The 18,456-nt window shown below is 73.4% G+C and carries 20 protein-coding genes; 9 read left to right on the forward strand and 11 right to left on the reverse strand.

Annotated elements, in window-relative coordinates; genetic code table 11:
- Positions 1–29: 29 nt before the first annotated feature.
- From AOM03_RS01315 to AOM03_RS01330, 4 genes are all read right to left on the reverse strand, one after another.
- Positions 30–647, reverse strand: a complete 618-nt coding sequence (locus tag AOM03_RS01315) for a sugar O-acetyltransferase (RefSeq protein WP_227589837.1) — start codon at positions 645–647, stop codon at positions 30–32.
- 89 nt (positions 648–736) lie between these two features.
- Entirely contained in the window at positions 737–1,180 is a 444-nt protein-coding gene (locus tag AOM03_RS01320; RefSeq protein WP_062377515.1) for a VOC family protein, read from the reverse strand.
- A complete protein-coding gene (locus AOM03_RS01325; protein ID WP_062377516.1) occupies positions 1,177–1,671 on the reverse strand; it encodes a GNAT family N-acetyltransferase in 495 nt (164 codons plus the stop codon). The genes AOM03_RS01320 and AOM03_RS01325 overlap by 4 nt, the downstream gene beginning before the upstream one ends.
- A complete protein-coding gene (locus AOM03_RS01330; RefSeq protein ID WP_062377519.1) occupies positions 1,668–3,590 on the reverse strand; it encodes a DUF4914 family protein in 1,923 nt (640 codons plus the stop codon). The genes AOM03_RS01325 and AOM03_RS01330 overlap by 4 nt, the downstream gene beginning before the upstream one ends.
- Before the next feature lie 139 nt (positions 3,591–3,729).
- Between AOM03_RS01330 and AOM03_RS01335 the strand changes: the two genes are divergently transcribed.
- A complete protein-coding gene (locus AOM03_RS01335; protein WP_062377521.1) occupies positions 3,730–4,200 on the forward strand; it encodes a hypothetical protein in 471 nt (156 codons plus the stop codon).
- Positions 4,201–4,353: 153 nt separating this feature from the next.
- Positions 4,354–4,875, forward strand: coding sequence for an O-acetyl-ADP-ribose deacetylase (locus tag AOM03_RS01340; RefSeq protein WP_062377522.1), 522 nt, complete (start codon positions 4,354–4,356; stop codon positions 4,873–4,875).
- A gap of 15 nt (positions 4,876–4,890) precedes the next feature.
- On the opposite strand, the gene AOM03_RS01345 is transcribed toward AOM03_RS01340, so the two are convergent.
- The 7 genes from AOM03_RS01345 to AOM03_RS01375 form a co-directional block, all read right to left on the reverse strand.
- The gene (locus AOM03_RS01345; protein ID WP_439645014.1) at positions 4,891–6,927 is read right to left on the reverse strand and encodes a YhgE/Pip domain-containing protein; all 2,037 of its coding nucleotides are present in this window, start codon (positions 6,925–6,927) and stop codon (positions 4,891–4,893) included.
- Positions 6,924–7,574 (reverse strand): hypothetical protein, encoded by a 651-nt coding sequence (locus AOM03_RS01350; protein ID WP_174441924.1) that lies wholly within the window; start codon positions 7,572–7,574, stop codon positions 6,924–6,926. Before AOM03_RS01350 ends, AOM03_RS01345 begins: the two co-directional genes overlap by 4 nt.
- A gap of 53 nt (positions 7,575–7,627) precedes the next feature.
- Positions 7,628–8,230 carry a TetR/AcrR family transcriptional regulator gene (locus AOM03_RS01355; protein ID WP_062377526.1) on the reverse strand — a complete coding sequence of 201 codons (603 nt, stop codon included), beginning with the start codon at positions 8,228–8,230 and terminating at the stop codon, positions 7,628–7,630.
- Positions 8,231–8,300: 70 nt separating this feature from the next.
- The gene (locus tag AOM03_RS01360; RefSeq protein ID WP_062377528.1) at positions 8,301–8,567 is read right to left on the reverse strand and encodes a hypothetical protein; all 267 of its coding nucleotides are present in this window, start codon (positions 8,565–8,567) and stop codon (positions 8,301–8,303) included.
- Positions 8,564–9,607: an NAD-dependent epimerase/dehydratase family protein gene (locus AOM03_RS01365; RefSeq protein ID WP_062377530.1), complete on the reverse strand. Its 1,044-nt coding sequence runs from the start codon at positions 9,605–9,607 to the stop codon at positions 8,564–8,566. Before AOM03_RS01365 ends, AOM03_RS01360 begins: the two co-directional genes overlap by 4 nt.
- Before the next feature lie 46 nt (positions 9,608–9,653).
- Positions 9,654–10,154 (reverse strand): GNAT family N-acetyltransferase, encoded by a 501-nt coding sequence (locus AOM03_RS01370; protein ID WP_062377532.1) that lies wholly within the window; start codon positions 10,152–10,154, stop codon positions 9,654–9,656.
- A 116-nt stretch (positions 10,155–10,270) separates the two neighbouring features.
- Entirely contained in the window at positions 10,271–11,251 is a 981-nt protein-coding gene (locus AOM03_RS01375; protein WP_174441925.1) for a quinone oxidoreductase family protein, read from the reverse strand.
- A 62-nt stretch (positions 11,252–11,313) separates the two neighbouring features.
- Here AOM03_RS01375 and argC point away from each other — a divergent pair, with 62 nt between their 5' ends.
- Genes argC through AOM03_RS01410 form a run of 7 tightly spaced genes read left to right on the forward strand, consistent with a single transcriptional unit; the run spans position 11,314 to position 18,295 of the window.
- The gene (gene argC / locus AOM03_RS01380; RefSeq protein ID WP_062377533.1) at positions 11,314–12,363 is read left to right on the forward strand and encodes an N-acetyl-gamma-glutamyl-phosphate reductase; all 1,050 of its coding nucleotides are present in this window, start codon (positions 11,314–11,316) and stop codon (positions 12,361–12,363) included.
- Positions 12,360–13,535, forward strand: coding sequence for a bifunctional glutamate N-acetyltransferase/amino-acid acetyltransferase ArgJ (argJ, locus tag AOM03_RS01385; RefSeq protein WP_062377535.1), 1,176 nt, complete (start codon positions 12,360–12,362; stop codon positions 13,533–13,535). Before argC ends, argJ begins: the two co-directional genes overlap by 4 nt.
- Complete coding sequence (argB, locus tag AOM03_RS01390; RefSeq protein WP_062377537.1) at positions 13,532–14,434, forward strand: acetylglutamate kinase; 903 nt, start codon at positions 13,532–13,534, stop codon at positions 14,432–14,434. Before argJ ends, argB begins: the two co-directional genes overlap by 4 nt.
- On the forward strand, positions 14,431–15,660 hold the full coding sequence (locus tag AOM03_RS01395; RefSeq protein ID WP_062377539.1) for an acetylornithine transaminase: 1,230 nt from the start codon (positions 14,431–14,433) through the stop codon (positions 15,658–15,660). Before argB ends, AOM03_RS01395 begins: the two co-directional genes overlap by 4 nt.
- Positions 15,657–16,586 (forward strand): ornithine carbamoyltransferase, encoded by a 930-nt coding sequence (gene argF, locus AOM03_RS01400; RefSeq protein ID WP_062377541.1) that lies wholly within the window; start codon positions 15,657–15,659, stop codon positions 16,584–16,586. The genes AOM03_RS01395 and argF overlap by 4 nt, the downstream gene beginning before the upstream one ends.
- A complete protein-coding gene (argR, locus tag AOM03_RS01405) occupies positions 16,568–17,071 on the forward strand; it encodes an arginine repressor (RefSeq protein ID WP_062377543.1) in 504 nt (167 codons plus the stop codon). The genes argF and argR overlap by 19 nt, the downstream gene beginning before the upstream one ends.
- Before the next feature lie 24 nt (positions 17,072–17,095).
- Positions 17,096–18,295, forward strand: coding sequence for an argininosuccinate synthase (locus AOM03_RS01410; RefSeq protein WP_062377544.1), 1,200 nt, complete (start codon positions 17,096–17,098; stop codon positions 18,293–18,295).
- Positions 18,296–18,456 lie beyond the last annotated feature (161 nt).

Raw genomic sequence — 18,456 nt, forward strand, 5'->3', positions numbered from 1 at the left:
CCGCCTCGGGCCCGGGCGCCCGAGGGCGCCTATCCCTCCAGCGTCTTCAGCACGCGAGCCGGGTTCCCACCGACCACGCTCATGGGCGGAACGTTGCCGGTCACCACTGACCCGGCGGCGACGACGGATCCGCGGCCGATGGTCACGCCCGGGCAGATCACCACCGAGCCTCCCAGCCATACGTCCTCCTCGAGCGTGATGGGGAACGCCCGCTCCCAGCCCTCGCGCCGCGTGGGCACGTCGAGAGCGTGATTCACGGTGTAGAAGCGCGCCTCCGGGCCGATGAGCGCGTTGTCGCCGATGCTCACCTCGCCCGAGCCCAGGATCATCAGGTTCGAGTTGATGAAGACGTTCGACCCGAAGCGCACGCGCTCCTTGTACTCGAGGTAGAGGGGCGGGCGGAAGTCCAGGCCCGGGCCGCACTCGCCCACCAGATCCGCGAGCATGCGGGTCGCCGTCACGGGGTCCTCGAAGTACATGCCGCCCAGCTCGCGCAGGGTCGCGATGGTCTCCCGCTGCATCGCGGCGAGCTCCGGGCCGGAGCGGTACTTGAACCACTCGTCGTTCGCGAGCTTCTCGTACTCGGTGCGGGTGGGGTCCTCGACGGGGACCTCGTCCATCTTCGCCCGGATCTCGCGGGGGTCCATCGGTGCTCCTTCTGTCGGGGGTGCTTCGACACGGTACCCGCGGCCCGGGTGGGACCTCGCGCCGGCCGCGCCGCGGCCCGGCGTCGCCGCTACTCCGGCTCGACCTGCTCGAACAGCGTGAGCTGCAGCCCCGCCGGCCCCTCGATCCGCGCGTTGAGCGACCCCCACGGAGTGAGGGTGGGCGGCGCGACCTGGTCCGCGCCGGCGGCGAGGGCCGCGGCGGTGGCGGTCCGCGCATCGTCCACCTCGAGGGCGACGCGGATCTCCCGGGAGGCGTCGGCGCCCACCTCGATCCGGTCGATCAGGGCGCGCTGCGCCGAGTTCACCAGCTCGAGCGTCGCGCGTCCCGCGTCGAGGACCACCACCCGGGCGTCCCCGCCGTCCGTGGGCGTCGTCAGGTCGAGCTCCGGCGCGAGCCCGAGCGCGTCCCGGAAGAACGCGACCGCGGCCTCCAGATCCTCGGCGTGCACCACCAGGCGCAGCTGGCGGGCGCCGCCGGCACCCGCCGGGGACGGCTCGGGGGAGCCCGTCATGCGCCGGGCAGGTCCCGCGACAGGTAGAACGCGCGGTCGCCCGTCTCCGGCCGACGGTGCACGAAGCCGTGCCGCTCGTAGAACCGCAGCGCGTCCGTGTCCGGCTCGTCGACGCCCACCTCGATCATCGCGAGGCCAGCGGCCTCGGCCTCCTCGAGCATGGTGGTCATGAGCGCGGTGCCCAGGCCCCGCGCGCGCAGGGGAGCGCGCACGTACAGGTCCTCGAGCATCCCCACCGGGCCGTCGCAATAGGCCGATGCACGGATCGCCAGGGTCGCGTAGCCCGCCGGCTCGGACGGGCCGGCGGGCGGGGTCGCGCGCACCAGCCAGGCCCGCATCGTCCCCTCGGACAGCGACCGCGCCAGGCGGGTCGCGAGCGCGGCCTGGGGCGGCGCCTCCTCGCCGAACTCGGCGTTGAACTCCGTCAACAGACGCGCCAGCACGTCCGCGTCGCCGGGCGACGCGGCGCGGACGGCCGGCGCATCGTTCACAGGTACATGGGGGTCAGGGCCTCGTAGTCCTCGACCGGGGCGCCGCGCAGGCACAGGTCGATGATCTCGCGGCCCAGCGGGTCCAGCTCGTCGGTGAGGAACTGCTGGAGTTCCTTGGCGAAGAAGCCGGTGATCATCGCGGCGCCCTCGTCGTACGCGTGCATGCCCACCTGCGACTGCAGCTCCGGGCGCAGCAGGGTGCGCCGGATGGGCTGGCCGTCGAGCGTGATCTCCTTGGGCGTGTAGCCCAGCAGCGCGCAGCGGGCCGGCTCGAGCTGGTCGGCGCGCATGCGGCCGCCGCCCTTGCGGGCGAGCCACTCGCGCGTGAGCCACTCGGCGGAGAAGCCCACCTTGTAGGCGCCGATGTGCTGGTTGGGGGTGAGCACGTAGCGCGTGCGCGGGTAGTCGAGGATCTGGCGCAGCAGCAGGTTCGCCGCCGCGACCTTGGTACCCGTGGAGAACGGCCAGTACGAGCCGACGCCCTCGGAGACCATGCCGCCGTGCTCGAGGGTGCGCACCGCATCGGCCGCCTCGCCGATCGACGGGTTCTTGTCGCCTCGCGGTGCGATGAGTCGCCACAGCCACGCGATCGACGGGGGCACGAAGTGCGTCATGCCCATGATCCCGTAGGTGGGCTTGTCGCGCGTGCACGCGGGCATGCGGGCGCCGAAGGTGCGCACGTCGACGGGCTGGGGCTCGTCGACCAGGTCCGGCAGGGACTCGCGGGGGATGACGACGCGCGGATTGGGGCAGGGCTTGCCCGTCGAGTCGGGCGTGTGCTCCCACGGCAGCGCGGTCGCGTCCTCGACGCCGTGCAGCGAGAGGAAGACCAGCGGGTCCTTGGGGTGGATGACGGCGCGCTCGAACTTGACGTCCTCGCCGTACGACTTGAGGTTGTCGACGCGGACGAACCAGCCGGCCTCCGCGTCGCGGACCACCATCTTCCCGGAGCCGTCCTGGTCGGCCGGGTGGCACAGGGTCATGTCGTCGGTGACGGGGGAGAGGTGCGAGGTCTCGGACAGAGTCACCAGGTACGGCTCGCCGGTCACCACGTTCTCGCCCAGCAGGATGCGGCCGTCCTCGGTGCGGCGCAGGTCCTGGCCCATCTCGGACTTGCCGCCGCCGGACGCGCCCTCGTGCATGATCACCGTGTCGTTGTCGTACGGCGTGGTGACGCGCACCGACGAGGCGTGGGCCGTGATCCATCCCTCCTGCTCGCCGATGTCGAGCAGCACGGAGAAGACGCCCTTCTTGGCGCTGGGGCCCGGGTACAGGTTGTACGCGAAGATCTCGTGCAGGGTCTCCGAGCGGTCGTGGACCACCACCTGCTTGCCGTCGAAGTGCGTGTGGCGGAACGGCGGCGCCAGGTACAGGATCGAGCGCGGGGTGAACGGGCCCAGCTCCTCGAAGGTGGTCCAGCCCTGCAGGTCCACCAGCGCGGTGGCGAAGAAGGCCGCGTTGGCGGGCACGATCGCGATCGACGGCGAGCCGTGCACCGGGCCGCCCGCCTTGAACGGCACCACGACGAGGTCCTGGCGCGCGAGCCAGTCGAGCGTCTCCTGGCGGGTGCCGGAGAATGCGTGGCCGAACCGGTCCGCGAAGCGGGTCTTGTCCGTGGGGCGGTCGTCCGCGATGACCATGCACGCGGGGTCGCGGCGGCGCATGTAGTCCTCGGGGTAGTTGACGGCGAGGCCGTTGCGGCAGCGGGTGACGGTCGCCTCGGTGACCACGTCGCCGTCGACGTCGTAGTCGACGTAGAAGGTGGGCCCGTAGTCGGGGCCGAGCGACAGCCCGTACAGCTCGTCGCGCGTCGCGGGGATGGTGAGGGAGGGACAGTTGTCGAGGACCGCGCGCACCTCGGGCGCCAGGTTCAGCTTCTCCACGTGTGCCTCGACCTGGCTCCGCGTCTCGATGGTCATGCTCGACTCCTTCGGCTCGCATTCCGGGCCCAACGTCCATGGTGCGCCCTTTCGGAAGAGCGTGCCGTGCGTGCCGCCCATCGAGGCGGGACCTTGGTCCGGATTTCACCTGCTCTTGACCTGCGGGAGGATGGTCGCCATGCCGCAACGCCGATTCCGCCAGTTCACCGCCGAGCAGCCCATCGCGCTGTGGTCGATGGTCGCGGTGTCCGCCGCGGTCCTCGTGGCCTTCGTGGTCACCGAGGACCTGGCGTCCGCGTGGCCGTGGCTGCTCCTCACCCTGGTGCTCTCCGACGCGCTGCTGCTCATCCCGATCACGCTCTCGGTCGATGGCGACGCGATCCGCGTGTCCCTCGCGGGCGTCATGCACCACGACATCCCCGTCACGGGGATCGCGTCGGTCGAGCGGCGGCGCTACCGGCCCCTGCGCCAGTTCGGCGGCTGGGGATGGCGCTATGGCAAGGCCGGCTCGCGCCAGTTCGCGATGGCCGGATCCGAGGCCGTCGTGCTGACCATGATGGACGGTACGGAGATGTACCTGGGCGCGCGCGACCTCGACGCGCTCGCCGCGGCGGTGGACGATGCACGGGCCGGGCGGGTGCCCCGCTAGGCCTGGTTGCAACGCGCCCCGGGCACAGGGGCGGGTCCTGGGCGCGAGGCGCCCGCCCGCGCATCGTCCCTGGTGGGGACGGCTCCTGCCATAGGCAAGAGGCGGCCCGCCGTCCTAGGCTGGTGCCACGGGCACGAGCCGGGGGAGGGTGCCATGACCGCGATCATCAGCGTGCGGCGCGCGGACATCGCCGCGGTGCGCGTGGACGCGATCGTCAACGCCGCCAACTCCTCGCTCATGGCGGGCGCGGGCGTGTCGGGGGCGATCCACCGGGCGGCGGGGCCGGAGCTGCAGGCGGAATGCCTCACGCTCGCCGGCTGCCCGACCGGCGAGGTGCGGCTCACCGGCGCGTACGACCTGCCCGCCCGGCACGTGATCCACGCGGTCGGGCCCGTGTGGCGCGGCGGCAACGCGGGCGAGGCGGCCCAGCTCGCCTCGTGCTACGAGCGGGCGATCGCCCTCGCGCAGGACTACGGCGACAGGTCGATCGCGTTCCCGTGCATCTCGACGGGCATCTACGGCTACCCGTCGGACGCGGCGGCGAAGGTCGCGATCGCCGCGGTGGGCCGGGCACTCACCTCCGCGCCGGGGGTCGAGGAGGTCGTGTTCTGCGTCTACTCGGACGAGGACCTGGCGCTGTATCGGGCGCTGCTGCGCGCGAGGCCGCACGCGTAGCCCGCACCCATGCGGCTACCCGATGAGGCTGGGCCGCAGGTCGCGTAGCGTGCGCCGGTGGGTCATGCGCGTCACTCCCGCGGCCGCGACCAGCAGCGCCCCGCCCAGCCAGCACGCGAGCACGGCGGCATCGCCCCAGGCCGCGGCCTCCGCGCCGCCGTACATGAGCTGGCGCATCCCGTCGACGGCATAGGACATCGGCAGCACGGGGTGAAGGCCCGCGAGCGGCGCCGGCAGGGTCTGCCACGGGAAGGTCCCACCCGCGGTGACCAGCTGGAGCACCATCAGCACGAGTCCCAGGAACTGGCCCACCGAGCCGAGCCAGACGTTGAGCGCGAGGATGATCGCGGCGAACGTCAGCGAGGCCAGGGTCAGCAGGCCGAGCGAGCCCCATGGTCGGCCGAAGGTGAAGCCCAGGCCCCACGTCACCACCGCGAACAGCGCGGCCATCTGGCCGGCGCCCAGGATGCCCGGCACCAGCCATCCCGCGAGGGTGACGCGCACCGGTGACCTCAGCGCCGTGACGGCCCTGCGCGAGACGGGCTTGACGATGAGGAACAGCGCGTACATGCCGATCCACGCGGCGAGCGAGAGGAAGAACGGCGCGAGCCCCGCGCCGTAGGTGCCCGCGGAGGTGAGGGAGTCGTTCTCGACGACGAGCGGATCGGCGATGGTCGCCGCCTGGCGCGTCCGCAGGTCCGTCTCGGCGTCCGGCAGCTCCTCGAGGCCCTCGTCGAGCCCGTCGCGCAGTTCCGCCGAGCCGTCCGCGACGGCGGCGAGCCCGGATTCCAGCTCGTGGGCGCCGGCGTCGAGGGCGTCCAGGCCCTCCCGCAGGTCATCCGTGCCGCCCGCCAGCGTCGCGAGGCCGGCGGCGAGGTCCGACGTCCCCGTGTGCGCGCTCGTGAGGCCGTCGGCGAGTGTCGCGGAGCCGTCGTGGGCGTCCGCCGCTCCCGACGCGAGGACGACCGCGCCCTGCGCCACCCGGTCCGCGCCATCCGCGAGGTTGTCCACCTTCTCGACGGCTGACTGGAGTCGCTCGTTGCCCTGCCGCAGCTCGTCCGCGAGCGGGTCGAGGAGGGTCAGCAGATCCTCCTGTGCGGTCGTGTCGAGGCCGACCGCCGCGAGGTGGCTCGCAAGCTCTTCGCGAATCCCCGGCAGGGCATCGGTGGCCTGCTGCATTGCGTCGCCGGCGGCGTCGGCGCGCTCGGCAAGCGTCGCCGTGCCCGCGGCGATCTGACTGGCACCATCGGCCAGGTCGCCCGCGCCGTCCTCGAGCTCCTCGAGGCCCTCGGCCAGGTCCTCGGATCCCGAGGCCAGGCGCGTCACTCCCGCCTCCAGGTCCGCCGCTCCGTCGCGGGCCGCGGCGGAGCCGTCCGCGAGTTCGGCCGCACCGTCGCGTGCGTCGGTGGCGCCGTCGGCGAGCTCGGTCGAGCCCTCGTGGGCGGCCGCCGCTCCGTCGGACAGGAGCGAGGCCCCGTCGACCGCGTCGATCAGCGAGTCGCGGACCTCGGCGAAGCCCAGCAGGAAGCGCGCCGCGGCCTCCTCGTTCACCGCCTGCGCGATGGCGGTGCGGATCGTCTCCGCCGCCTGCTTGCCAATGCTCGAGGCCAGATAGCTGTTGACGTCGCTCGTGGTGAGCACGACGGTCGCCTGGCGGGGCTCGTCCGAGGCGGCCGAGGCGAGGGCGGCGGAGAAGTCCGCGGGGAACGTGATGGCGAAGTCGACGTCCTGGGCGTCGACGCTCTCGAGTGCCGCGTCCGTCGTCACGATGCGCCAATCGAAGCGTCCCTCGGTGACGAGTCGCTCCGCCACCTCGTGTCCGTAGTCGTGGGTCGCGCCGTCGACGCCCGTGCCCCGGTCCTCGACGACGATCGCCGCGGGGATGCCGTCGAGCGCGGCGTACGGATCCCGGTTGGCCCACAGGTACAGGCCGCCGTAGAGCAGGGGAACCGCCATGAGTGCGATGAGGGCCACCACCGCCATCGGAGTGGCCGTGAGGCGGCGGAATTCGGCCATGAGGAGCGCAGGGACGCGCACGGGGCTGCGCCTCATGCGAGGGCCTCCGCCTCGGCGGGCGCGCACGCCACGGAGGGCTCGGAAGCCTCGGGGGTGGGCTGCCCGGCGGGCTCGGGGGAGGCCTCGAACAGGTCCGGCGCGCCGCCCACCGGCGTGCGCGCAATCGCGGCCATCGCAGCATCGCCCACCAGTGCCAGGACCGCGAGATCGCGTCGCGCGAGCGCGAGCGCCGCGTTCCACCAGCCGGCGGGGTCACCGCCGTGCCGGTCGGGCGAGACAAGGACGACGCCCTCGACGCCGGGGCGCAGCGCGGCGAGCTCGAGCAGCAGGCGGCAGCGATCCGTGGGGGCGACCGCGCCGATGGGGATCCGGGCCCACTGTTCGAGGTCCAGGGATGCCAGCAGGCGGCGGGCCGCTCGCGGGTGGGCGGCCCGGCCGGCGAACATGAGCTCCTCCTCGACGATTCCGAGCGTGGAGACCTCGGGCGCCGGGTCGCAGACGGCGGGCGCGTCCACGAGGGCGACGGAGCGACGCAGCCTTGCCCGGTCCGGCCGTCCGTCGATCGTGACGGTGCCCGACGAAGGAGCCATGCGGCCGGACGCGAGGAGCCCGAGCACTGCCGGGCGCTGCTGGGTCTCGACGCGTGCCGCGGTCACGCCGCCGGAGGAATACGTCAAGGTCACCGGAGCGAGCGCCCTGCCGCGACGACCCTTGGAGACCTGTGCGAGAGCGACCCTCATGCCGCGTCGACCTCGTGGGCGACCTCGAGCGCGCGCTCGCCGCCTACGCCCGCCGCGCACAGCGGGTGGGTCATGGCGAGCAGGCGGGCATCGCCCGCGGGGGAGTCGCCGGTCACCTCGAGCACGTCGAGGGCGGCGCGCTCGACGAGCAGGGCGAGCGTGGTGAGGCCGACGTCGGTGCGGACCTCGCCGCGGGCCGCGGCGCGCTCCAGAATGCCGCGCATGCGCTCGCGCACCGGGGCGAGCCCGCGCGCCACGAACGCGGCGTGCGGGGTGGCGACCGCCGCACGGGCGAATGCCCGCACCTCCGCGACCTGGTCCCAGAGTGCGCCGCCGAGTCGCGCCAGCGCGTGCAGCGGCGGCTCGTCGCGCGCCTCGCCCACGGCTCCCGCGATCCGGGCCGCACCTCGCTCGAGCATCGCTGCGACCAGGTCGTCGCGGCTGGGGAAATGGCCGTACACCGCCCGCCGCGTCAGGCCCGCCGCGGCCGCGATGGCGTCGAGCGGGGCGTCGAAGTTCTCCCGCAGCAGCGCGGTGGCGGCGTCGAGCAGCGCCTCGCGGTTGCGGGCGGAATCGGCGCGTGGGGGGCGGGGCGACATGCCCTCCACGGTAGGAAATTGCACGTCGATGTGCAAGTTAGTCGGGTCGGCGGGTCGCCCCGCCGGTCGGTCAGCCCACGAGCGACGCGGCCGCGCCCACGATCCCCAGCACGCCACCGATGATGGCGAACGTCCGTGTGGGTGCGTGCCGTGCGTTGAGCAGGAACGCGATCACGGCGAGGAGGATCGCCGCGGCCGCCAGCAGCGGCATGGTGAGGCCGACGAGTCCGAACACCATCGAGACGATCGAGAGCGGGAAGGCGACCTCGGGGTCGGTGCGTCGGGGCGGGCGGTCCTGGCCGTCGGCCCCCGCATCGTCGCCCGGGTCGGTGGTCACTCGCGCACCCGCGCGAGCGCGTCCCGGTAGACGGCGCCCAGGCGGTCGAGCAGTGCATCGTCCGCGGCGTCGACCACCTGGCGCGCGGGGTCCGCCTCGAACCAGTCGACCGCGCGCCGGATGCCCTCGTCGAGCGGCACGCGTGCCTCCCAGCCCGGCACGAGCGTGCGGATCAGCGACGTGTCGTAGATCGCCGCGTGCATCTTGTCGCCGCGCGTGCCGCCCTCGAGCGAGGGGTCGACGGCGACCATCGCATCGGTCGGGACGCACACCGCCTGCGCGTCGAACTGCGCGGGCGTGAGGCCCGCGGCCTCCGCGACGGTCGCGAGGATGCCCCGCCAGGTGTGGGGCACGTCCGACGTGATGTGGACCGCGCGGCCCAGCGCGTCGGCGTTGCCCAGCAGTCCCAGGATGCCGGCGGCGACGTCGTCGGCGTGGGTGAGCGTCCACAGCGACGTGCCGTCGCCCGGGACGATGATGTCCGCGCCCCGGCGCATGCGGTCCACCAGGGTCCACGGCGCGCGGGAGTTGCCGATGTACGACGGGATCTTCGAGTCGCCGTACGTGTGGGCGGGCCTCACGACGGTCCAGCCCAGGCCTGCCGGCCCGGCCGCGTCGCGCAGCACCCGCTCGCAGTCCGCCTTGAGGCGGGCGTACTCCCAATACGGGTTCTCCTGCGGGGTGTCCTCGGTGAGCGGGTGGTAGTGGGGGTATGTCGCGTAGGCGGCCGAGGTGGCGATGAGGGCGTACTGGTCCGTCAGCGGGGCGAAGGTGGCGACGTCGTCCGCGACGTGCTCCGGGCGGAACGCGACCGACTGCACCACGGCGTCGAAGCGCTCCCGGCGCAGGCGCATCCCGTGGAGGGCGTCGCGCATCGCCGTCGCGTCGGTCGCATCGGCATGGATGGTCCGGGCTCCGGGCGGGGCGGGAGTGCTCGAGCGGCCGCGCGTGACGAGCGTGAGCTCGTGCCCGGCCGCGGCGGCCTGGGAGGCGAGCGCGCCCGAGATGAGTCCGGTTCCGCCGACGATGAGGATCCGCATGTCTCGACCCTAGGGCAATCGTCGGACCGGGTCCGCAGCCCCCGCGTCAGTACACGACGCGCGACAGCAGCGCGACGCGGACCGTGTCCCCGCGCGTCCACTGCTCGGCGACGCGCTGGAAGCCCAGGCTCTCGTGGAAGGCGAGCGAGTTGGGGTTCGGCGGCTCGAGCTGGATCTCCGTGGTCACCTCGCTCGCGCCGCGCTCGCGGGCGCGCTCGAACACCGACTCGTAAAGGGCGCGGCCCACGCCGGTGCCCTTGGCCGTGGGGGCGACGACGATCCGGTCGATGTACTGGTGCCGGCGTCCGCGGGCCTCGAACCAGCGGTAGTTCTCCGAGCCGTACGGCTGTCCCGGCGCGAGCGACAGCACGAACGCCTGCAGCCGCCGGTCGCGGTCCGTGGCCACCAGCGCGACGTCCGTCATGGCGAACAGCGCGCGGAGGTCCTCCTCCGGCATGGGGTTGACCGCGGGCGCCGCCGCGGCGTTGAGGGCGGCGACGGCGGGCACGTCCGAGTCGCGCATGATGCGGAGCCGGAGGTGATGCATGCCGTTATTGTGCCCAATCCGTGTCACGAGCGTGTGACGTGGGCGTGTCGCGCGCGCGACGGGCCCCGGCGGGCGGCGATGGACGGGCCTGGACCCGGGACGATGCGCGGGCCGGGTCAGGGGTGGAGCAGCACCTTGCCGCTGGTCGCCCGGGACTCGAGCGCGCGGTGCGCGTCCGCCGCCTCCTCGAGCGCGAGCCCGCGGTCGATGCGCACCGTGATGTCGCCCAGCAGCACGCCGTGCAGGATGTCGCCCGCGCGCCATTCGCGCTCCTCGGGGGTCGCAAGGAAGTCCCGCAGGATGGGGCGCGACAGCATGACGGACCCGGCGCGCATGAGGCGCATGGGGTCGACCGGCGGCACCGGGCCGGACGCGCCGCCGAACAGCACCAGGTGGCCGCGGCGCGTGAGCGAGGCCAGCGAGCCGTCGAAGGTGGCGCGGCCCACGCCGTCGTACACCGCATCGGCGCCGGCGGGGGAGAAGCGGCGGACCGCCTGCGGCAGCTGCGTCGCGATGTCGTCCATGAGGTCGTAGCGGATCACGTGGTGGACGCCGGCCTGCTGGGCGATGCGGGCCTTGTCCTCGGTGCCCACGGTGCCGATCACGGTGGCGCCGCGCGCCGCCGCGAGCTGGGTGAGCAGGAGGCCCACGCCGCCGGCGGCCGCGTGCACCAGCACCACGTCGCCGGGCTTGACCGCGTGCGACGAGGTGACCAGGTAGTGCGCCGTCATGCCCTGCAGCATCACCGCGGCGGCCATGTCGAGCTCGATCTCGCCGGGCAGGGGGTAGGCGTCCTCGGCCGGCAGGAGCACGTACTCGGCGTACGAACCGGTGGTGAAGGCCCACCCCACGGCGTCGCCCGCGGCGAGGCCCTCGACGCCCTCGCCCACCGCGACCACCTCGCCGGCGCCCTCGGAGCCGGGGACGAACGGCAGATCCACGGGGTAGAGTCCGGAGCGCTGGTAGGTGTCGATGAAGTTCACGCCCGCCGCCTCGACGCGGACCAGGACGTGTCCGGGGGTCACCTCCGGGAGGTCGAGCTCGACGACCTCGAGCACCTCGGGGCCGCCCGGCCGCGTTACCTGGATCGCTCTCACACGGTGAATCGTACGTCCCGGTGCGAGGGTCCCAGACCACTCATGCAGTCGTGTGTATATTTATGCACATGACCCTCTCTGTCGCCGTCTCCGGCGCCTCCGGCTACGTCGGGGGCGAGGTGCTGCGCGTGTTCTCCGCCCATCCGGACGTGGAATTCGGCGCTCTGACCGCCCACTCCAGCGCGGGCGACCGCCTGGGCGCGCACCAGCCCCACCTGCGCACCCTCGCCGACCGCACCCTGGTGCCCACGACCGTGGAGGAGCTCGCGGGGCACGACGTGGTCGTGCTCGCCCTCCCGCACGGCGCGTCGGGGGAGATCGCGGCGCAGCTGCCCCCCGAGACCCTGGTGCTCGACTGCGGCGCGGACCACCGCCTGTCCGACCCCCAGGCGTGGCGGCACTACTACGGCGGCGAGCACGCGGGCACGTGGCCCTACGGCATGCCGGAGCTCATCACCCCGGACGGGCATCAGCGCGACGCGCTGCCCGGCGCCCGGCGCATCGCCGTGCCCGGCTGCAACGTCACCGCCGTGACGCTCGCGCTCCAGCCCGGCGTCGCGGCCGGCGTCGTCGATCCCACGGACGTGGTCGCCGTGCTCGCGAACGGCTACTCGGGCGCGGGTCGCAAGCTCGCGCCGCACCTGCTCGCCTCCGAGGCGCTCGGCGCCGCCGCCCCGTACGCGGTGGGCGGCTCGCACCGGCACATCCCGGAGATCGTCCAGAACCTCGAGTCCGCCGGCGCCGCCGACGTGCGGATCAGCTTCACGCCCACGCTCGTGCCCATGGCGCGCGGCATCCTCGCGACCGTGACCGCGCCGCTCGCGGCGGGCGTCCACGTCGAGGCCGTCCGCCACGCGTGGGAGCAGGCGTACGCGGACGAGCCGTTCGTCCACCTGCTGCCCCAGGGTCAGTGGCCCTCGACGGCCGCGACGCTCGGCGCCAACACCGCGCTCATGCAGGTCGCCGTCGACGGCCGCGCCGGGCGCGTGGTCATCGTGTGCGCGATCGACAACCTGGTCAAGGGCACCGCCGGCGCCGCGCTCCAGTCCATGAACGTCGCGCTGGGCCTCGAGGAGACGCTCGGCCTCACCACGCTGGGGGTCGCGCCGTGAGCATCACCGCAGCGCAGGGATTTGTCGCCGCCGGCGTGGCCGCCGGCCTCAAGTCCACCGGAGCGAGGGACGTGGCCGTCGTGGTGAACGAGGGCCCCGAGCGCATCGCCGCGGGCGTCTTCACCACCAACCGCATCTGCGCCGCGCCGGTGACCTGGTCGCGCCAGGTGGTCGCCGACGGTCGCGTCGACGCCGTCATCCTCAACTCCGGCGGCGCGAACGCCGCCACCGGGCCCGAGGGCTTCGCGGACACCCACCGCACCGCCGAGCACCTCGCCGCGTCGCTCGCCGCCACCGGGCGCGACGTCTCCTCCGGGGACGTCGCCGTGTGCTCGACCGGGCTGATCGGCGTGCGGCTGGACATGGAGGCCCTCCTGTCCGGGGCCGATGCGGCGGTCGCCGGCCTCTCGGAGGGCGGCGGGGACGACGCGGCCCACGCGATCATGACCACCGACACCGTCGCCAAGCAGGCCGTCGCCGGCGGCGACGGCTGGACCGTGGGCGGCATGGCCAAGGGCGCCGGGATGCTCGCGCCGGGCATGGCGACCATGCTCTGCGTGGTCACCACGGACGCGTCGCTCACCGCCGAGCGCGCGGACGCGGCGCTGCGCGCCGCGACCGGCGTCACCCTCAACCGGGTCGACTCCGACGGCTGCATGTCCACCAACGACACGGTGCTGCTGCTCGCCAGCGGCGCCTCGCGCATCGTCCCCGGTCCCGGGGAGTTCGAGGCGGCCCTCACCGACGTGCTCGCCTCGCTCGCCCGCGGCCTGGTCGCGGACGCCGAGGGCGCGAGCCACGACATCGCGGTGACCGTGGAGAACGCCACCACCGAGGCCGCCGCGGAGGCGGTCGCGCGCGCGATCACCCGCTCCAACCTCTTCAAGGCGGCGATCTTCGGCAAGGACCCCAACTGGGGCCGCGTCATCTCCGCCGCCGGCACCGTGCCGGAGGAGGTCGCACCCTTCGACCCCGCGCTCATCGACGTCCACATCAACGGCGTCCAGGTGTGCCGCGGCGGCGGCGTGGGCGACCCGCGCGAGCTGGTCGACCTCGAGCCCCGCGAGGTCCAGGTGCGGGTCGACCTCCACGCGGGCGGAGCTTCGGCCACCGTCTGGACCAACGACCTCACGCACGACTACGTCCACGAGAACAGCGCGTACTCCTCATGACCGACCTCGACCTCACCCCCCAGCAGAAGGTGGGCGTCCTCATCGACGCCATGCCGTGGATCGAGCAGTTCCGCGGCGCCATCACCGTCATCAAGTACGGCGGCAACGCCATGATCGACGACTCACTCAAGCGCGCCTTCGCCCAGGACGTGGTGCACCTGCGCCTGCTGGGCCTGCACCCCGTCGTGGTGCACGGGGGAGGACCGCAGATCTCCGGGATGCTCGACAGGCTGGGCATCGAGTCCGAGTTCCGCGGCGGCCTGCGCGTCACCACGCCCGAGGCGATGGACATCGTCCGCATGGTGCTCACCGGGCAGGTCTCGCGCGAGCTCGTGGGGCTCATCAACGACCACGGGCCGCACGCCGTGGGGCTGTCGGGCGAGGACGCCGGGATGCTGCAGGCCAAGCGCCGCCACGCGCTGGTCGACGGCGCACCCGTCGACGTCGGCCTCGTGGGCGACGTCGTCAAGGTCAACCCGGGCGCCGTGCTCGACATCATCGAGGCCGGCCGCATCCCCGTGATCTCCACCGTCGCGCCGGACATCGACGATCCCACGCAGGTGCTCAACGTCAACGCGGACACCGCCGCCGCGGCCGTCGCGATCGCGCTGCGGGCCCGCAAGCTCATCGTGCTCACGGACGTGGAGGGCCTGTACGCGGACTGGCCGGACCGCGACTCGCTCATCAGCCAGATCCACGCGACCGAGCTCGAGGGGATGCTGCCCTCGCTCGAGTCCGGCATGCGACCCAAGATGGAGGCGTGCCTGCGCGCCGTGCGCGGCGGGGTGCCGCAGGCGCACATCATCGACGGCCGCGACCCGCACTCGATCCTCACGGAGGTGTTCACCACCGCCGGCGTGGGAACCATGGTGCTCCAGGACAAGGAGATCTGGGTATGACGCTCACCGGACACAACGAGGCCGGCCTCGAGCACGGCCGGGTGGACCTGCAGCGCTACGACCACGCCCTCATGGGCACGTACGGCACCCCGCAGCGGGTGCTGGTGCGCGGCGAGGGCTCGTGGGTGTGGGACGCGGACGGCAACCGCTACCTCGACCTGCTGGGCGGCATCGCCGTCAACGCCCTGGGCCACGCGCATCCGGCCTGGGTCGAGGCGGTCTCCGCGCAGGCGGCGACGCTCACGCACACCTCGAACTTCTTCGCGACCGAGCCCCAGATCCGCCTGGCCGAGCGGCTGCTGACGCTCGCGCACGCGCCCTCGGGCTCGCGCGTGTTCCTGTGCAACTCCGGGGCGGAGGCCAACGAGGCCGCGCTCAAGCTCGCGCGCCGCACGGGCCGGCGCACGGTGATCGCGCTCGAGGGCGGCTTCCACGGCCGCACCGCGGGTGCGCTCTCGGTCACCGCCAAGGAGGCGCTGCGCGCACCCTTCGAGCCGCTGGTCGCCGGGGCGGTGTTCGTGCCGCCCACGGTCGACGCGATCCGCGAGGCCGCGTCCGCGGCGGGGGAGGACCTGGCCGCGATCCTGGTCGAGCCCATCCAGGGCGAGGCCGGCGTGCGCCCGGTGCCCGTCGAGGTGCTGCGCGTCGCCCGCGAGGCGGCCCACCGGCACGGCGCGCTGCTGGTCATGGACGAGGTCCAGACCGGCGTGGGCCGCACCGGCGCGTGGTTCGCGCACCAGCTCGCCGGCGTCGTGCCGGACGTCATGACCCTCGCCAAGGGCCTGGGCGGCGGCTTCCCCGTGGGCGCGGTGGTCGCGTTCGGCGAACGGGCCGCCACCGCCCTGGTCAAGGGCGACCACGGGACCACCTTCGGCGGCAACCCGCTGGCCTCCGCGGCCGCGCTCGCGACCCTCGACGCGATCGAGGCCGACGGCCTGCTCGACCACGCCCGCAGCCAGGGCGAGCACCTGCGGGCGGCGCTCGCCGCCGTGCCCGGCGTCACGGAGGTGCGCGGCGCGGGGCTCATGCTGGGCATCGGCCTCGCCGCACCCGTCGCACCCGCGGTGGTCGCCGCGGCGCTCGCGGACGGCTTCATCGTCAACGCCCCCGATCCCGCCACCATCCGGCTCGTCCCGGCGCTCACCCTGACGCGCGCCGAGGCCGACGCCTTCCTCGCCTGGGCCGCGGCGCATCTGCCCGCCCTCGTCACCAAGGAGCCTGCATGACCCGCCACTTCCTGCGCGACGACGACGTCACCGCCGCCGAGCAGCACGAGATCCTCGAGCTCGCGCTGCAGTTCCGCAAGAACCGCCACCTCGAGCAGCCCTTCGCCGGGCCGCGCGCCGTCGCGGTGATCTTCGACAAGCCCTCGACGCGCACCCGCGTGTCCTTCTCCGCCGGCATCGCGGAGCTGGGCGGCTACCCGCTGGTCATCGACTCCGCGTCGTCGCAGCTGGGCCGCGGCGAGTCCGTCGCGGACACCGCGCGCGTGCTCGAGCGGATGGTGAGCGCGATCGTGTGGCGCACGTTCGGCCAGGACCGCATCGAGGAGATGGCCGCGCACTCCACGGTGCCGGTGGTCAACGCCCTCACCGACTCGTTCCACCCGTGCCAGATCCTCGCGGATCTGGCCGCGGTGGCCGATGCGCGGGGCGGGGTGGACGCCCTGCCCGGCCTCACGCTCGCGTACGTGGGCGACGGCGCCAACAACATGGCCCACTCCTACCTGCTCGGCGGGGCGCTCGCCGGACTGCACGTGCGCATCGGCACGCCCGCCGACTACCAGCCCGACCCGGACGTCGTCGCCGATGCCACGCGCATCGCGGCCGCCCACGGAGGCTCGGTGCTGGTCACGTCGGACCACGACGAGGCGGTCGCCGGCGCCGACGTGCTCGCCACGGACACATGGGTGTCGATGGGGGACGAGGACCAGTACGCGGCGCGCGCGGAGGTGTTCCTGCCGTTCCAGCTCAACGCGCGGTCCCTGACGCTGGCCGCCGACGGCGCGCAGGTGATCCACTGCCTCCCCGCGTACCGCGAGAAGGAGGTCACGGGCGAGGTGCTCGACGGACCCCAGTCCATCGTGTGGCTCGAGGCCGAGTACCGCCTCCACGCCCAGAAGGCGCTGCTCGCATGGCTGGCGAGGCACTGATGGCCGCCTCCGTCCCGCCCACCAAGTCCGCCCGCCAGGCGCTGGTCGCGCGGCTCATCGAGTCCTCGACCATCCGCTCGCAGGCGCAGCTCGCGCAGGCGCTCGAGCGCGACGGCATCCACGTCACCCAGGCGACGCTGTCGCGCGACCTGCTCGACATCGGCGCCGTCAAGGTGCGCGACGCCGGCGGGCAGATGGTCTACACGACCCAGGCCGCGCTCGAGGCGGGCGAGGACACGGACGCGCGGCTCACACGGCTGTGCATCGAGCTGCTGCACTCCGCCGACGCCTCGGGCAACATCGCGGTGCTCCGCACGCCCGCGGGCGCGGCGCAGTTCCTCGCGACGGGCATCGACGCGCACGACGACCCCGAGGTCGTCGGCACCGTCGCGGGCGACGACACGCTGTTCGTGCTCGCCCGCGACACCGACGGCGGCGAGCGGCTCGCCCACAGGTTTCTGGACCGCGCGAGCGGCCAGCGGTAATCGGCAACGAGAGAAGGAAGAGACATGACTGAGCGCATCGTGCTGGCGTACTCGGGAGGACTGGACACGTCCGTGGCCATCGGCTGGATCGCCGAGGCGACCGGCGCCGAGGTGGTCGCCGTGGCCGTCGACGTGGGCCAGGGCGGCGAGGACCTCGAGGTTATCCGCCAGCGCGCGCTCGACTGCGGCGCCGTCGAGGCGTACGTGGCCGACGCGCGCGACGAGTTCGCGGAGCAGTACTGCATGCCCGCGCTCAAGGCCAACGCGATGTACCACGACAAGTACCCGCTGGTCTCCGCGCTGTCGCGGCCCGTGATCGTCAAGCACCTGGTCCACGCCGCGCGCGAGTTCGGCGCCTCGACCGTGGCGCACGGCTGCACCGGCAAGGGCAACGACCAGGTGCGCTTCGAGGTGGGCATCGTCTCCCTCGCGCCCGAGCTCAAGTGCATCGCGCCGGTGCGCGACCTCGCGCTCACCCGCGACAAGGCGATCGACTACGCCGAGCGCCACGCGCTGCCCATCGCGACCACCAAGAAGAACCCCTTCTCGATCGACCAGAACGTGTGGGGCCGCGCCGTCGAGACCGGCTTCCTCGAGGACATCTGGAACGCGCCCACCAAGGACGTCTACGACTACACCGACGACCCGGCCTTCCCGCCGGTGCCGGACGAGGTGGTCATCGGCTTCGAGCGCGGCATCCCCGTCTCGATCGACGGCCAGCCGGTGACGCCGCTGCAGGCCATCGAGCAGATGAACCAGCGCGCCGGCGCCCAGGGCATCGGCCGCATCGACATCGTCGAGGACCGCCTGGTGGGCATCAAGAGCCGCGAGATCTACGAGGCGCCCGGCGCCATCGCGCTCATCGAGGCGCACAAGGAGATGGAGAACGTCACCCTCGAGCGCCAGCAGGCCCGCTACAAGCGCCTCATCCAGGAGGAGTGGACCGAGCTGGTCTACGACGGCATGTGGAGCTCCCCGCTCAAGAAGTCGCTCGACGCCTTCATCGAGGACACCCAGCAGCACGTGTCGGGCGAGATCCGGATGGTCCTGCACGGCGGCAAGGCCGTGGTCACGGGTCGCCGCTCCGAGACCGGCCTGTACGACTTCAACCTCGCCACCTACGACGAGGGCGACACCTTCGACCAGTCCGCCGCCCGCGGCTTCATCGAGATCTACGGGCTCGCGGCCAAGCAGGCGGCCGCCCGCGAGGCGCGGCTGGCGTAGGGTCGCCGGTAAGGGGCCCGGGCCCGCCGGTCCGCAGTGTCCCGTGGGATGCCACGGGGTCGGATCGGCGGTCCGGCGCGTCCCGATGCAGGGGCTACCTGCGGCCAACCGGTCCGCAGTGTCCCGGAGCAGGTTTCTGAGGTGCGTGAGCGGCACTGACT

This window comes from Demequina pelophila (genome assembly GCF_000971175.1).
Taxonomy (GTDB): domain Bacteria; phylum Actinomycetota; class Actinomycetes; order Actinomycetales; family Demequinaceae; genus Demequina; species Demequina pelophila.